General features: G+C 61.6%; 17 protein-coding genes and 1 pseudogene. 2 read left to right on the top strand and 16 right to left on the bottom strand.

Translation table 11 applies throughout. The annotated features are described in order from the left end of the window. Window positions 1-21 precede the first annotated feature (21 nt). The 13 genes and pseudogenes from AAFG07_RS20875 to AAFG07_RS20815 all read right to left on the bottom strand — a co-directional run. Complete coding sequence (locus tag AAFG07_RS20875) at window positions 22-219, bottom strand: cold shock domain-containing protein (RefSeq protein WP_342728877.1); 198 nt, start codon at window positions 217-219, stop codon at window positions 22-24. Continuing rightward, window positions 216-551 carry a hypothetical protein gene (locus AAFG07_RS20870; RefSeq protein WP_342728876.1) on the bottom strand — a complete coding sequence of 112 codons (336 nt, stop codon included), beginning with the start codon at window positions 549-551 and terminating at the stop codon, window positions 216-218. The genes AAFG07_RS20875 and AAFG07_RS20870 overlap by 4 nt, the downstream gene beginning before the upstream one ends. Beyond that, window positions 551-1,612 carry a phage major capsid protein gene (locus AAFG07_RS20865; protein ID WP_342728874.1) on the bottom strand — a complete coding sequence of 354 codons (1,062 nt, stop codon included), beginning with the start codon at window positions 1,610-1,612 and terminating at the stop codon, window positions 551-553. Before AAFG07_RS20865 ends, AAFG07_RS20870 begins: the two co-directional genes overlap by 1 nt. Continuing rightward, complete coding sequence (locus AAFG07_RS20860; RefSeq protein WP_342728873.1) at window positions 1,602-2,207, bottom strand: hypothetical protein; 606 nt, start codon at window positions 2,205-2,207, stop codon at window positions 1,602-1,604. The genes AAFG07_RS20865 and AAFG07_RS20860 overlap by 11 nt, the downstream gene beginning before the upstream one ends. 15 nt (window positions 2,208-2,222) lie before the next feature. Further along, window positions 2,223-2,576, bottom strand: a complete 354-nt coding sequence (locus AAFG07_RS20855) for a hypothetical protein (RefSeq protein WP_342728872.1) — start codon at window positions 2,574-2,576, stop codon at window positions 2,223-2,225. A 38-nt stretch (window positions 2,577-2,614) separates the two neighbouring features. Then, the gene (locus AAFG07_RS20850) at window positions 2,615-3,010 is read right to left on the bottom strand and encodes a hypothetical protein (RefSeq protein ID WP_342728871.1); all 396 of its coding nucleotides are present in this window, start codon (window positions 3,008-3,010) and stop codon (window positions 2,615-2,617) included. Between the two features lie 660 nt (window positions 3,011-3,670). Then, entirely contained in the window at window positions 3,671-4,717 is a 1,047-nt protein-coding gene (locus tag AAFG07_RS20845) for an AAA family ATPase (protein ID WP_342728870.1), read from the bottom strand. Continuing rightward, on the bottom strand, window positions 4,714-5,007 hold the full coding sequence (locus AAFG07_RS20840) for a hypothetical protein (RefSeq protein ID WP_342728869.1): 294 nt from the start codon (window positions 5,005-5,007) through the stop codon (window positions 4,714-4,716). The genes AAFG07_RS20845 and AAFG07_RS20840 overlap by 4 nt, the downstream gene beginning before the upstream one ends. Before the next feature lie 192 nt (window positions 5,008-5,199). Next, window positions 5,200-5,391 (bottom strand): hypothetical protein, encoded by a 192-nt coding sequence (locus tag AAFG07_RS20835; RefSeq protein WP_342728868.1) that lies wholly within the window; start codon window positions 5,389-5,391, stop codon window positions 5,200-5,202. Next, entirely contained in the window at window positions 5,391-5,639 is a 249-nt protein-coding gene (locus AAFG07_RS20830; RefSeq protein WP_342728867.1) for an AlpA family transcriptional regulator, read from the bottom strand. The genes AAFG07_RS20835 and AAFG07_RS20830 overlap by 1 nt, the downstream gene beginning before the upstream one ends. A gap of 134 nt (window positions 5,640-5,773) precedes the next feature. Beyond that, on the bottom strand, window positions 5,774-6,409 hold the full coding sequence (locus AAFG07_RS20825; RefSeq protein ID WP_342728866.1) for a hypothetical protein: 636 nt from the start codon (window positions 6,407-6,409) through the stop codon (window positions 5,774-5,776). Continuing rightward, window positions 6,409-7,650: an integrase arm-type DNA-binding domain-containing protein gene (locus tag AAFG07_RS20820; RefSeq protein WP_342728865.1), complete on the bottom strand. Its 1,242-nt coding sequence runs from the start codon at window positions 7,648-7,650 to the stop codon at window positions 6,409-6,411. Before AAFG07_RS20820 ends, AAFG07_RS20825 begins: the two co-directional genes overlap by 1 nt. Window positions 7,651-7,798: 148 nt before the next feature. Further along, window positions 7,799-8,404: pseudogene (locus AAFG07_RS20815) on the bottom strand (DUF4131 domain-containing protein); the annotation flags it as partial. Between the two features lie 432 nt (window positions 8,405-8,836). Between AAFG07_RS20815 and AAFG07_RS20810 the strand changes: the two are divergent. Beyond that, a complete protein-coding gene (locus AAFG07_RS20810; RefSeq protein ID WP_342728864.1) occupies window positions 8,837-10,165 on the top strand; it encodes an MFS transporter in 1,329 nt (442 codons plus the stop codon). Window positions 10,166-10,404: 239 nt separating this feature from the next. Here the strand turns inward: AAFG07_RS20810 and AAFG07_RS20805 are convergent, their stop codons facing one another. The 3 genes from AAFG07_RS20805 to AAFG07_RS20795 form a co-directional block, all read right to left on the bottom strand. Then, complete coding sequence (locus AAFG07_RS20805; RefSeq protein ID WP_342728863.1) at window positions 10,405-10,767, bottom strand: SPW repeat protein; 363 nt, start codon at window positions 10,765-10,767, stop codon at window positions 10,405-10,407. A gap of 327 nt (window positions 10,768-11,094) precedes the next feature. Continuing rightward, window positions 11,095-11,481 carry a nuclear transport factor 2 family protein gene (locus AAFG07_RS20800; RefSeq protein ID WP_342728862.1) on the bottom strand — a complete coding sequence of 129 codons (387 nt, stop codon included), beginning with the start codon at window positions 11,479-11,481 and terminating at the stop codon, window positions 11,095-11,097. 35 nt (window positions 11,482-11,516) lie between these two features. Next, window positions 11,517-13,196, bottom strand: a complete 1,680-nt coding sequence (locus AAFG07_RS20795) for a glutamine--tRNA ligase/YqeY domain fusion protein (protein WP_342728861.1) — start codon at window positions 13,194-13,196, stop codon at window positions 11,517-11,519. Between the two features lie 179 nt (window positions 13,197-13,375). Between AAFG07_RS20795 and gltX the strand changes: the two genes are divergently transcribed. Further along, window positions 13,376-14,797: a glutamate--tRNA ligase gene (gltX, locus tag AAFG07_RS20790; RefSeq protein ID WP_342728860.1), complete on the top strand. Its 1,422-nt coding sequence runs from the start codon at window positions 13,376-13,378 to the stop codon at window positions 14,795-14,797. The last annotated feature ends 84 nt before the right edge of the window (window positions 14,798-14,881 follow it).

Genomic DNA, 14,881 nt, shown 5'->3' with positions numbered 1-14,881 from the left:
TCATGACGCAGATGGAGCCAGTTACAGAATCCGCACACGTTCGGCGCGGCGCTTGCCGTCCCGTGACGCGCCGACATCGAAGCTTACGCGCTGATCAACTTGCGGGGTGCCCGTGCTCAGCATTTGCCTAAAGTGAAAAAAAAGATCTCCGCCGCTATCCTGGCGGATGAATCCGAAGCCTGCGTCCGGGTTGACGTGCTTGATGATGCCCTGGTTCATGCTGTCCAATCTCCGTCTAGAGCAGACCATGACGATTCGATCCGGGCACGATCGACGATCGCGATGCTCGGCTTCAACATCTTGCGCGCCGCAAGGTCCACTACGGGGCTGCGCGTCATGACTTTGTCGCGACCGACCCTGACTGCCTGCCGCCTCAACCCACGATAGCCCCGGAATGCGCTGTTCATCTGCTCGCCATCGCGAACCATCACGACGAATTCGCCGTCATCGGATTGCACGGTCCCACACCAGCCGTCTGTCATCGACACGACGGCGCCGGGTTTCATCCGCAGGGCGAGCGGATCGCTGTCCTTCAAACGAACGTTTTTCATCACGCGGTTCCCACTAACATTGCAACAGGGCCACGCGTGCTTGCGTCACCGACTGTGTGATTAATGATGTCGCATCTCTGGACGCCGCGGACCAACACTTGATCGGCGTCCATCGCCCGATCGCGGCTGATCGCTAGGATGGTCTGCTGCTGACGCTCAACCAGAACACTCGACATAGCCAAGTTGCCGAAGAACAGCATCGGCTTGCCCGTCAGGCTGGTCGGGACATCCGGCAGTTTGCCGCTAAACCGCACCGGAAAACCGAGGTAGTTTGCGCTGATCGTTCCGTCCGGCCGCTGAGTTGCGACAAGGCCGCCGCTAACAGCTGCGAGACGGCAGAGCGTCTGAGCGTAGCCGGTTGCGCTTGTGTACCACGCCGCACCAGGGATCGCCGCGGCGATCACGCCGGCCATCAGATTCGCAATGTCAGTTGCGGTGATCGTCAAGAACGTGTTGACGCCAGTCCCCGCCGCGACCGATGATTTGAGGCCTACCAGCTTCGTTGCAAGCCCGCTCATGCCCACATAGGCCGACGTCCCGTCGCCGTTGAAGCCGCAGTCGTCCTCTTTAGAGGCGAAGGCATAACCGACTTCAGACGTCAGAAATTCGCCGAGATCTGCCGCGCTGTCCTCGAACAATTCGGACGACGCGCGCCCGAGAATTGCGAACTTCTTCTGTGCGCTTTCGACCACGTCAAGCTGGAAACTCGACTCCGGGATCGGAGCCCCTTCAGTAACGAAATTTGCCACTAGCCCGCCACTCCGGCGAGGCCTGACCTGACCATCGGAACGCGCTGGCCGGATCTCCGCACCTTGGCGGAACGCTCCCATGGCTTCGCGGACATTGATGATCGCCGCGTCGAAATCCTGCGGTGCGAGAAATCCACCGACCGAGTTGGTGGATCCAGAGGTCGCTTTCGTGAGGCCGATGCCATGATCGACGCACCACATGCGTGCAGCGTCGTCTCCCATGATCGCCTTGGCCCAATAACCAACGCGCTCCGCCTTCTGCTCGGCATGCGGACCGGTAAACGCGCGCGTACGATTCGATTTAAGCAACATTCTGTGTCTTTCTGATTTCGGCCTGAGTGACGATGCGCTCTGCGACGGCCGCGTCGTGCAGCTCCCGAAGGGGATCGCCGACTCCGAGGAGCGAAAAGCCGGAGGCGATGGTGGTTGCCATTGCTATATTGAGCCCCCAAGCTCCCTGAACGGGCTCGAGCATTTCGCGCGCACGGTTTTCGAGTGCCAGCAGCCTTGTCGAGGTGAAAACGATCTCGCGACAGACCTCGCGCCACGCGTCAGCATTTCTGTCGATGTATTCCTGGGCCTCACGTTCGCGCGCCTCGCCCTCTTTCTGCGCCCAGTGCTTGTCCGCGATTGCGATGGCCTCGCGATTTGCCCGGATCTGCTGGAGGCGAGAGACATCTGATCCGCCCAGAAAGTGAGCGGGTGTCGAGCCATTGAGGAGCGTCTTCAGGTGATCGCGAACCATGCACTCGTGCTCAGTCAACGGCCGCGGCGGCGGTAGCCCTTTCAAACTAGCCTGATAGATTCCGGCATCCTCACTCATGAGCGCGCGATCGTGCTCGGAGAGCGCCGACCGGACAGCCCTGATCTCGGCGGAAGTCTTGGGATCGGTATGTTTGCTTGCCATGAATCCAGACCTAGCTCACTTTTTCGTCGGAAAACGAGCGGTGCTCGTTTTTGTCCGGGCGCGTCGGCGCAGTCGACGAAAGTGCTGCGCCAGCATTTGCTGTCGGTGCGGATCGTTCGACCAGCGCCGGGCAAGCTTCATTGCCGCATGGGGACCGTTGCCGAGCCGCTGCAGCTCAGCCATTGCGGCGGCGTTCTCACGCTGCTGCCGCTCGGAAGGAATCTCCTCCCCACCGTCGATGACCGTCAGAAGCCGCTCGACGCCGCGCGCCACGACCACTTCCGTCGCCACGCGTCGCTCCACGTCAGCAACGATCGCGCGGACAACCGGTCCGAGTTGGCGACGGAGCTGGTCGAGCGACAACGGCATCTAGTTCGCGCGCGCCCCCGTGATTTCGTCAGCCAGACTCACCACGGCAGCGGCACTTCGCGTTCTGCCCATTTCTCGCCGGGCGAAGGACCGGGATCGAACAGCGAGGCGAAATATTTCGGATGCCGCCACTTCATTGAGTCCAAGCCAGCCACGATCGCCTGCACGAGCATGAGATCAATCGGCGGGCGGACCGCGCGCTCATCTACCGCAATCTGCACCATGGCTTCCAACTTTGCCGCAGCCAGCAGGCGCGCCTCCGGTGGCCAGCGCGCGTCACCGGCTATTTCCAGATGTCGATCGATATTGACGACTTCGAACACGTCGTCGATTGCGCGGCGGACCGCGTCGAGCCGTTCCGCGGACTGCTCGCAGTGAAGACCCACGCCTCGGTAGGTCGCGATAATCGGGATTGTGTCGTCGTCGTCATTCATGCCTTGCCTCCATTCAGAATGTGCAGCGCTCGCCGCGCGACTGGGTCACGTTCGCCTGGCTCCTCGGGTCGCTGGGGTTCGTTGCTCAGCAGAGCTTTTGCTGCCGCTACGCGAGCCGACGCCGGCGCGCTGGTGTCAGCGGCGATCGAGCGCAACACCGCGGTCGGATCGAGTGTCGACAAATCAACCCCGGCCAGCGCTTTCTGGCTCGCCTCTCGCCGGTTCGGCCTACCTTTGCGGCGTTTCGCTATGCGCTTCGCCATAGTGGTTTTCTCCGTGTGGGTGATTTTCTGGGAATTTTCGGCGCGCGCGCGTGTGCTGCGCGTGGGAGCCCATGCGGTTCCGGCTCCCAAGAGCGCTGGAAGGGCAGAAACCCCTACCCCTTGGGTTGATTTCCCGTTTTGATTTTTTGCCCAACGATCGCAAGGCGATGACCGCCGAAGGGAGCGATGCCCCTCGCTCGGTTTTCGATCTCGCTGCAAACGGAGCTGCCCATGCGGTTGGCGCGGCCCGGCCAATCCACCGCGATACCGCCATAGCCACATTGGCCAACTCGGAACATCAATTTGGTTTCGTCGAAGATTTGCAGCCAGGGCGGTCCCGGAGGTTGTGCTGCGACAGGCAAGATACCCCCTGACACTCCTCACACCGCTCACAGTCTCAGTCCTCATCTGAGCACCAACTGTTAGGGGTGTTAGCGGTGTTGGTGGGGGTATAGCGGCCGTAGCCCTGCTTCTGGATCTCGCCGGCAGCCACCATCTGCCCAAGTAGGAACCTGACGTTGCCGTCCTTCATGCCTGTTGCCGCCGCGATCTCTTTCGGTCCGAGCGGCGACGTCTTGGCCAAAGCTGAGAGAATTGCCCTCCGTTCGTCGGACCGACGTACGTCAGCCGCCTCCCCGAGAACCGTCCAACTCCCCGCATTGAACAACACTGCTGTCTCGCGCTCCTCGACGTCGCGCCCGCGAACGTAGAGCGTCCGACCGTTTGGTCCCTGATCCAGAACGATGGTGGTGTCCGCGCAGGCCGCTAGGCCGTTGGATCCCGATAGCGCCTCGAGCGGATCGTCCATCGCGCCCTTCTTGGTGTGATGCAGGCCAAGCACAGCCACGCCGTGACGAGTGGACCACTCCTGAAGCGGAGCCCAAATGGAATAGTCGGACTCATAGGCATTCTGATTCTTATTGCCGGGAGGCTTGATCCGCTGAAGGACGTCGATAACGACCAACCGGGGATCCTTCACGGATAGCCGCCAACGATCCAGACGATTGATGAAACCGTCGTTGAGCAGTGGGGCTTCCGTTACCCACTCGAGCCGTGACATGTCCGGCAATGTGTGATCGTGCGGAAACAGTGCTCGAATACGAGACTGTATTCTGCGCGGTCCGTTCTCTAGGTCGATGTATAAGGCGTCGCCCGCAATACAGTCGATCGACCCCATGGCGGCTCCGCCCGTCGCGACTGCCACGGCGATATCGATAGCCCACCATGTCTTGCCGAGTTTCATTCGACCCGCGAACGCCGTAAAACCGGCATATACGTAGCCAGCCACGATCGCCTTTAGCGGCGGGAATGTTGCAGCCATCAAATCGTTGGTGTTGGTACGTTTGAAGCCGGGGCCGAACCGATCGTGGACGGCAGTCAGCGCGTCCAGATCCTGGTTGGTCATGTTCTCGATGTCGGAACAGTCCATGACGCGAATATTCATGCGCCACCCGTTTGGCTCATGGCATCAGCCATCACCCGCTGGATAGCTTCCGCGCCGTACTCGACGTAAAGGGCGTTGTAGATGGCCGCCACATGAAGATGATCCGCGGCAACGACGCGAGATATCAAGCCCAGCCTAACCAAGCCCGCGGCATGCTCGGACTCAGCAACGAAAGCGTGGAATCTCGCGTTTGCGATGTTCAAGCAAATCTCAGCTTGCAGGTTCGACCATTTTTCGGGGTCGAGCGTGCTTACCTGCTCGTCAATGTTGCTTTCCAGATTAAGTTTCACTGCGTGCTCTCCCCGAAAATGAGAGGCGCAAGCAATGCAGCTGCCGTGGCGCTGATCGCGCAGCGTCGCGTCAAAGCAGAAACTTGAAGACGACGGGCAACTATTTTGCTAGGTTGCGAATTGTCCAAAGCGCCAGCAAGGACCAATTCGCAAACCCGACCGTCACCAGCGGCCGGGTTTTGCATTTCTGGATCACGCAAGGTGCGGCACCTCGCGAATGATCTTATAACGACGGAATTTCGCCGCCGGCTTCAGCTCGGGTACCCTGCCCTCTGCTATCGCGATGGCAAACACGTAGCTCGGGAACGGCCCGGCCTCGTCGGCACCAATTACAACGCTGAACAGTCCGTCATCACGCTGGCGAATTTCACGATGATGGACCATCAGGCGGCAGCCCGATCCCGCGCAGCGACGCGCTGACGTTGCCACTCCGCGATTTCGCTCGCTAGCCAAGCCACAGCCTTGCCACCCTCCCCGTTGAGCTTCACTGGCTTGGGGAACGAGGCTTCGGCCATCAGCAAATAGATGGTGCTGCGGCCCAGACCGGTAGCTGTCTTCACGTCTTCTAGCCGGAGGAATGTCTCGACATGGTGAGCTAGAGCTCCCTGCTGTCCTGCTAGTGATTGCGCCATTTGATCCTCGTTGCTCCGTTGGAAAATCCAAACTGGTGCAACGGGATTTATTGGGCAGATTGCCACCTGTCTTTTCCCGAGTGAAACGGGAGAACTTATTTCTAGGGGCTTGGCCCTGACAGCGTGGGCCGGGTCTAGAACCGCAGAATGGCCGGCTCGATTTTTAAGCTAGTGTCAATCTGGACGGTTTCACCAGAACGCAATATGGGGCGCGGCGCCTGTTTGGTCGAACTCTTTTCGCCAAGCACCCTGTACCCTTCAGCGCGCTGAAGAAATTCCAACAGGTTCGCCGCTCTGCAGGGAAGCGTTCCCCCGTCCGCAAAATCGATTGCCGATGCCCAAAAATGGGCCACAGGTCGGTATCTCGGCCAATATGTATTCGCGAAGGTCTTTTCATCTCTGATCTTTGGCTCGATGGCTGCAAGTTCTTTGACCATCTTCCCTAACGTCTCTGGTTTGCCGCGAGCAACGCTAGCCACTGCACGCTGCAGATAGAAGCCGGACCGCACGCCGTGGCCAAAGGGTTCGGGCATTTGCTTCTGTATCAGAGCGAGAGGTAAAGCATCTTTTGCCAACGTAGTTAGGCTACGAAGATCGTCCGCGGCCAGAAATTCTTGAATCGAATGGCCGGTCTCAACTCGGCTAGTTTTAATGCTTTGGTCCCGTTGGGCCGGATCATGGGGCCAGAGCATCAGCGCAGCTATGGCGTCTAGATCGACCGGCGTCGGCGCGAGAATTATTTCCCGACTGATCGCCAACATCTCCGCCATCATCGGCCTCCACAGTATGTGGCCCAATCCTCCATCAGCAGCCTGCGCTTGTCGAACAAGTCGGTTCGGCGGTACGCATTCTCGACCTTGTCGCCGACTGCGTGCGCCAGCGCCATTTCTGAGACTTCGTTTGCGTACGCGGTTTGCTCGGAAGCCCAGTCTTTGAAGGTGCTGCGGAACCCGTGCACCGTGAGGCCCGGCCGGATCGCCTTTAGCGCCTTCAACATCTTTTCATGAGGAAGCTTCTTCTTTGGATTTTCGCCGGAGAAGACATACTTTGTGTCGCGCGACAGACCTGAAAGTATCTCCAGCATTCGATCGGTCAGCGGTACGCGGTGATCAGCATCGGCCTTCATGCGCTCTGCAGGTATCGTCCAGCACTTTTTGGCCGCATCGACCTCACCCGCCTCCCAGGTCAGGCCGAACGTGTTGTCGGACCGTACCGCGGACAAGATCGTCCATTCGAGCGCACGGGCCGCCACCGTTTCGTCCTGGCGCAGCTCGGCCATGAATGCCGGTAGTTCCGCATAAGGCATCGCCGGCAGATGTGTCACCTTCGCGACCTTGCCGGGATCTGGGAGCACGTTCTTAAGGTGACCGCGCCACCGAGCTGGGTTTTCTCCTTCGCGATATCCGTGCGTCGTTGCCCAGTTAATGATCAATTCGATCCGCATCCGGAGTTTCGCGGCTGACTGGGTCTTGGTTCCCCAGATCGGCTTCAGGGCCTTCAACACGAGTGCCGTGTCGACGCTGGCCACCGGGAGTGCTCCGAAGACTGGCTCGACGTACCTCTTAAGGCTGCCCTTCCATAGCTTCGTGTGCTTCTCGCCCTTCCAGCCAGCCTTGTGGGCCTCGATATACTCGGCGGCACACTGGCTGAAGGTCACCGCCTTGGCTTCCTGGATGCGTTTGGCGAGCCGCAGGGCGCGCTTGGTCTCGAGGGGGTCTATTCCCGCCTTCAGGCTCTCCCGGGCCCCGTAGGCTCGATCCCGGGCCTCCTTGGTGGTGATGAAACCATCCCGCTTGCTGGTGCTGAGCGGACCCAAGCCCATTTCCCTAGATGTCGGTTTGCCGGCCCGGCTGGTGTGGCCCCGCATATAGCGAAACAGCCAGGCCTTGGTCACACCCCCGTCCTTGCTGGGGGCAACCTGCAAATACAGCCCACCGCCGTCAGCATACCGTCCCGGCTTGTCGATGTTCTCAATGAATTTCGGAGAGAGTCGATTAAGCAGCCGCGCCAAAAATCATCTCCAGCAACCCACGGGCCTACCCACAAATCATCACTGGATTCTGCTGGAGCGTCCCGGACCTGTCTAGACGACAAATCCAAGTTATGCCCGATCTACAACGGCTTTCGTGGATGTCTCAGGAAGCCACCGGACGATCCAGAAGCGGAGGCATCAGCCGCGCCTTCAATTCGACGAAGCTGCCGACATCGGGCGCGGTGCCCTTCTTCACCGAGAGCCTGACACGCTCGAGTTTTGGCGCCTCGCGCTGGCTTTCCATCGACACGACGCGCAGCACGAAGCGGTCGGTCTTTTCTCTGACGTCGCGTGTCTCGACAAAACCGGTCAGCGCCACGGAAAATATCGGCCGTGCCAGCACGCCGTGGGCGATCCGCGCGGTCTTCCAGGTCGCGGTCGCAAAGCCTGCCGCAACCGCCGCCAGCATTACGACGGCGGGAAACACGCTGCGCCGCCGCAGCAGCAGCGCCAGCAGGAAGAGCGCGATTGCGCCGGTCGCTGCGACCGACAGCACCGGCTCGTGCTCGGCCGCGAAATAGAACGCAATGCCGGTGCCGAACGCCACCGGCACCCACGGCAACAGGCGTCCAGCCCCAGTCTCCGCACGCGCCCATTGCCGCAATGTCTCGGCAAGAGGCCGCCAGATGCTGGCGCGCTCCGGAACATAGCCGCCGACCGGCGCAGCCGCGCGCGGCGGCCACGTCCCCGCGTAGCCGCGTCTGCCGCCCGGCGTCGTGCCCTGCTCCGCCATTCCGCTCGCGATCCCTGCCGGGCCGCAAGGCTAGCGGAAGCTGTGACCTCACCGCTAGCAGAACGGATGCAGAATACCGACCGGCAGGCGGGATGCCAGGACCGACCTGTGTCGCAGCTTCCCGCGCCGAGCCCACAGCTGCGGCCTGCGTCAAATCGATCGAGCCGAAAGTCTCATTAGGTGCCGATCCCATTGGGATTAGACTACCCTGATGCCTCCACTCCCGGACAGACGGGATGAGGCAGTGACGGCTCGCGGCACCTGACGGCCGCTGGAGCTCTTCTCAGGTGGCCCACAACTCCCCCTGAGACCAGGCGTTGCGGACGAACTCGCAAATCTCGCCTGCAACGCCGCGCACCATGCGCACGCCGCGAGCGGATAGATCGCTGAAAAAACGCGAGGCGTAGCGTTTGCATTTGATAGGAGCAGCACATGGCAGTTCAAGTACCGAGCGATTTTCGTCGCGTGATTGTCGCTGCGTCAGTGGGAAACGTTATTGAATGGTACGATTTCTATATCTTTGGCAGCCTGGCCGCAGTTCTGTCGGTCAAGTTCTTTGAGCAATCCCACCCCGTTGCAGCCTTGCTGAGCACGATCGCGCTGTTCACTGCGGGATTCCTGATCCGTCCTTTGGGGGCCTTCCTGTTCGGATGGATGGGCGATCGGGTCGGCCGCAAATATACATTCCTCATTACGCTGAGCGGAATGGGCTTGGGAACGGGAGCGATCGGACTGATCCCAACTTATCAGTCGATCGGCCTGACGGCCGCATTCGTTCTGTTCGGCTTGCGGATGATCCAGGGTCTGTGCCTGGGCGGCGAATATGGCGGCGCCATCACCTATGTCGCCGAGCATGTTCCAGACGACAGCCGCGGCTACTACACGGGCTGGCTACAAACCTCGCCGACGCTCGGGATCGTGGTGTCGCTTGCCGTGATCGTTCTGACCCGGACCTGGGCCGGCAATCAGGCTTTCGACGAATGGGCGTGGCGCGTTCCGTTCCTGGTCTCGTTCCTGCTGGTGGCCATCGCCATCTACATCCGGCTCCAGCTCCAGGAGACGCCGATTTTCCAGGAGATCAAGGCCCGCGGACAGATGACCAGGAATCCTTGGCGCGAAGCTTTCCTCAGCGCCAACATCAAGTACATCTTGATCGCCATCGTCGTCCTGATCGGACAGGGCGTGGTCTGGTACAGCGGTCAATTCTGGGCACTGTACTTCCTGCAGCAGGTCTCCAAGGTCGATGCGGTTACCTCGGCCTACATCGTGGGAACCGCACTGCTGATCGCGACGCCGAGCCTGATCTTCTTTGGTTGGCTGTCGGATCAGATCGGCCGGAAATCCGTGATCCTCGGAGGAATGCTGCTCGCCGCGATCACCTACTATCCGCTGTATCTATGGCTCGGCATGGTCACGCAGCCGGGACACATCAACTATCCGGTCGCCGTCTTCATCATCTTCATCCTCGTCTGCTACGTCGGGATGGTGTACGGGCCGGTCGGAGCGTTCCTGGCGGAATTTTTCCCGGCCAGGATCAGGTACACCTCGGTCTCGGTGCCGTATCATATCGGCAATGGTTGGGGCGGCGGATTGGTGCCGTTCATCACATCAGCCGCCTTCGCAGCGACCGGCAGCATCGGCTACGCGCTGATCTACCCGATTGCCGTTCCCGCGGTGTGCTTCGTGATCGCCCTCCTTGTCATGCCGGAGACACGCAAGACCAGAATTTGGGAGCAGATCGAGGCGAGAGCCGCGTCGTGACGGAGTGACGTTGCTGAGGGGCGACTGACCCCTACAGCAAAAACGATAGCCGCCTTCCAGCAAGTGCGGGACGACGCTTCTGTATCGTCCCGTACTCGCGGTCTCCGGCGTGATTTCTCTGCAAAGGCTGCATACGTATTACATCGACGCGGCGTGGAGGGGATGCTGCTCCACGCAATTCCCAACCTCTCCGGCCGCCGGTGGTCGACGGTCAGACTAACGTTTCAGTCGAATTCCTCTCAGCCAGCTCGGTGATGCCAGCGATCGTGCCACCAGGTGGCGAAATCACGATCCATCGTCAGCTCCCAGCAAGCGAGCACGATCACCACGATGCCGGCGAGCACGCTGCTCGTCGTGACCGATCCCTGTTGGTAGCTGAACGTCCAGGGGGCCAACATCAGAGCCAACCCCATCAGCATCTCGCCCCATTCCTCCAGATAGGACGGAATGATGAATGCCTCCAAGGCAAACAGCACGACGCCCAATCCGAGCATGATGGAGATCCAGAGAGCGGCCCCGGAGAAGCCCAGTGCAAACGGCGACGCGACCAGCCAGACGCCCACCAACAGGCTGGCAGCATCCTGCCAGTGTTGAATGCGCATGATCCTCACCTCCTTCTTCCGAAGACATGGTGTGGCGGGGACAAAAAAGCATCTATCCGACCTGCGATGTGTTGCCGCTGCTGATCCGCCAGCCGACGATCGAGCTGCCGTCCGTCCGCCCGGAAGCCGCTCTCCACGGCCTACGACCGTGGTCCCTCCTCGCGATGCAACGAGATCCAGATAGCCTGCAAGTCAGGTACAAGATCGCATGGACGAGCGGCAGCCGCGAGGCGCATGACGCTCGGCCCCGAGCACCGCCCATGCACTCTCCCTGACTACGGGGGCCCGCCGGCCCTCGACTTTTTTTGCCACGTTCCAGCGCAACGCCTAGATCAATGGCGTCTGCGACGAGACATGATGGCAGGCGATCTTCCAGTCGCCGCCCTCGCGCGCGATCACCCAGGTGATCTTGACGGCGAGCGAGGGCGCATCGCCGTCGAGGAAGAACGACGCGATAGCAGCCATGTTGACGAGATCGGCATTCACCCGTTCGGTCCTGATATCGCTGAACTGAACGCGCGGAGCGTGCCAGCGCGGCAGGCCGTCAAAGTAGGCTTTGACGCCGTCGCGGCCGCGATAGAGCGTCGGGTTCGAGCCGAAGAAGAACGCGTGCTGCGAGTAGAGCGCAGCAAGCGTATCCGCATCGAGCTTGCCGAAACCCGCGGACCATCTGGCGATGATGGCGGAGGCGACTTCGTCGGCTTCGTCAGGCATCGATCGCCTCCGTCCGTTGTTCGCGCCGGATCGCGCTAACCCTTGCCGCCGACTTCCTTGGCGAAGGTGTCGCGCAGGCCGATGGTGCGGTTGAACACCAGCCTGTCCGGCGTCGAATCCGCATCGCGCACGAAGTAGCCCTGCCGTTCGAACTGCATCGCCTCAGGCGAATTGCCCTCGGCGATCGCAGGCTCGACCCGCGCATCGCTGAGCACTTCCAGCGACTGCGGGTTGAGGTCGGCGGCGAAATCGGCGGCGTTCGGGCTCGGGTTGGCGAACAGCTGATTGTAGATGCGGATTTCCGCCGGCTTCGACTGCGCCGCCGGCAACCAGTGCATCGTCGCCTTCACCTTGCGGCCGTCGGGCGCGTTACCGCCCTTGGTCGCGGGATCGTAGGTCGCGCGAAGCTCGACGATCTCGCCGGCGTCGTTCTTCACGACGCTGGTGCACTTGATGAAGTAGGCATAGCGCAGCCGCACCTCATTGCCGGGCGAGAGGCGGAAGAACTTCTTCGGCGGGTTCTCCATGAAGTCGTCGCGCTCGATATAGAGCTCGCGGCCGAAGGCGATCTTGCGGGTGCCGGCGTCCGGATTGTCGGGATGGTTGATCGCCGCGATCTCCTCGACCTGGCCTTCCGGATAGTTCTCGATCACCACCTTGAGCGGCCGCAGCACCGCCATGCGGCGCAGCGACGTGCGGTTCAGCTCCTCGCGGATGCAGAATTCGAGCATGCCGACATCGACCACGCTGTTGGCCTTGGCGACGCCGATGCGCTTGATGAACTCGCGCACCGCAGCCGGCGGCACGCCGCGCCGCTTCAGGCCGGCGATGGTCGGCATCCGCGGATCGTCCCAGCCCGAGACATGGCCGTCGCGGACAAGCTGGGTCAGCACGCGCTTGGACAGCAGCGTGTAGGTCAAATTGAGCCGCGCCATTTCGTACTGGCGCGGCTTCGATGGCACCGGCAGCTTGTCGAGCAGCCACTCATAGAGCGGACGGTGATCCTCGAACTCCAGTGTGCAGATCGAATGGGTGATGCCCTCGATGGCGTCCGACTGGCCGTGCGCGTAGTCGTAGCTCGGATAGATCGACCATTTGTCGCCGGTGCGCGGATGGTGGGCGTGCAGGATGCGGTACAGCACGGGATCGCGCAGGTTGATGTTGCCGGCGGCCATGTCGATTTTGGCGCGCAGCACGCGGGCGCCGTTCGTGAACTCGCCGGCCTTCATGCGGCGGAACAAATCGAGGTTCTCCTCGACCGTGCGGTCGCGGAACGGCGAGTTCTTGCCTGGCTCGGTCAGCGTGCCGCGGGACAGCCGGATCTCCTCCTGCGACTGATCGTCGACATAGGCGTAGCCCGCCTTGATCAGGCCCTCGGCCCAATCGTACAGCCGCTCGAAATAGTCCGACGCAAAGAAGAGGTTTTTGCCCCAATCGTAGCCGAGCCAATGCACGTCGGCCTGGATCGAGTCGATGTACTCCTGCTCCTCCTTGGTCGGATTGGTGTCGTCGAAGCGCAAATTGCACTGGCCGCCGAACTCCTGCGCGATGCCGAAATTCAGGGCAATCGACTTGGCGTGACCGATATGCAGGTAGCCGTTCGGCTCCGGCGGAAAGCGGGTCACGATCCGGTTGTGCTTGTGGGAGGAGAGATCGGCCTGGACGATGTCGCGGATGAAGTCGCGCCCTGCCTCTGCCGTCGTGTCAATCGTCATCAAAGGGTTCCCTGGAGGAGTCAGCCCAACCTTCTGCCAAATTCGCGCCGTCCGGCCAAGCCTGGTTTCAAAGTGTGGTTTCAAGCCTGGTTTGGCCGGCAAAAGGTCAGCCGGGGCTTTAGTTATGTTCGGTTCCTGATATACACCACCGCCCATTCCAGCATACGTCGCACTCGATCATGACCAATTCCGTCGTTACCCGCTTCGCCCCCTCGCCGACCGGCTTCCTCCACATCGGGGGTGCCCGCACCGCGCTGTTCAACTGGCTCTATGCCAGGAAGCTCGGCGGCAAGATGCTGCTCCGGATCGAGGACACCGACCGCGAACGCTCGACCAAGGAGGCGATCGACGCCATCCTGGACGGCCTGAAATGGCTCGAGCTCGATTGGGACGGCGAGGTCATCTACCAGTTCAGCCGCGCCGCCCGCCATCGCGAGGTCGCCGAGGGCCTGCTCGCGGCCGGGCGCGCCTATTACTGCTACGCCACCCCGGAGGAGCTCACCGCGATGCGCGAGAAGGCGCGCGCCGAGGGCCGCACCCGCCTGTATGACGGCATGTGGCGCGATCGCGATCCGGCGACCGCGCCTTCCGACGTCAAGCCGACCATCCGCCTCAAGGCGCCGCAGACCGGCGAGACCGTGATCGAGGATCAGGTCCAGGGCCGCGTGGTCTGGCAGAACGAGAACCTCGACGACCTCGTCCTGCTCCGCGGCGACGGCACCCCGACCTACATGCTCGCGGTCGTGGTCGACGACCACGATATGGGCGTCACCCACATCATCCGCGGCGACGACCACCTGATCAACGCCGCGCGTCAGAAGCAGATCTACGACGCGCTGGAGTGGGAGCTGCCGAGCATGTCCCACATTCCGCTGATCCACGGACCCGACGGCTCGAAGCTGTCGAAGCGCCATGGCGCGCTCGGCGTCGATGCCTACCGCGCCCTCGGCTATCTGCCGGCCGCCTTGCGCAACTATCTCGTCCGGCTCGGCTGGAGTCATGGCGACCAGGAGATCTTTTCGACCCAGGAGATGATCGACGCGTTCGATCTCTCGGGCGTCGGCCGCTCGGCGGCGCGGTTCGATTTCGCCAAGCTGGAGAACCTCAACGGCCACTATATCCGGCAGAGCGACGATCAATCCCTCGTGACCCAATTCGAGAGCGTGCTGGATTATGTTCCTGAAGGCGCCGCGCTGAAGGCCAAGCTCAACGACGCCACCCGCGCGCAATTGCTGCGGGCGATGCCGAGCCTGAAGGAGCGCGCCAAGACGCTGATCGAGCTGATCGCGGGCGCCTACTTCATTTTCGCCGATCGCCCGTTGGAGCTCGATCCGAAAGCGGCCGCGCTCCTCACGCCGGAAACGCGCGCGTTGATCGGCCGGCTGCGCACCGCGCTGGAAGCCGTCAACGACTGGACAGCCGAAACCACCGAGACCGCCATGCGGAATTTCGCCGAGCAGAACAATCTGAAACTCGGCGCCGTTGCCCAGCCGCTGCGGGTGGCGCTGACGGGACGCACGACATCGCCGGGCATCTTCGACGTGCTGGCCGTCCTGGGACGCCAGGAGTGCCTCGACCGTCTCGCCGATCAGGCGGCGTGATCCTGCATGGACCCCCTCCAGGGTCCATCTTGCAGCGCACATTGCAATGAGCTACCCATCGCCGGACGCTTTCTCACAAGCCGT

The organism is Bradyrhizobium sp. B097, assembly GCF_038957035.1.
Taxonomy (GTDB): Bacteria; Pseudomonadota; Alphaproteobacteria; order Rhizobiales; family Xanthobacteraceae; genus Bradyrhizobium.
Note: the sequence above shows the minus strand (reverse complement) of the source record. Positions and strands in the feature narration are given on the sequence as shown.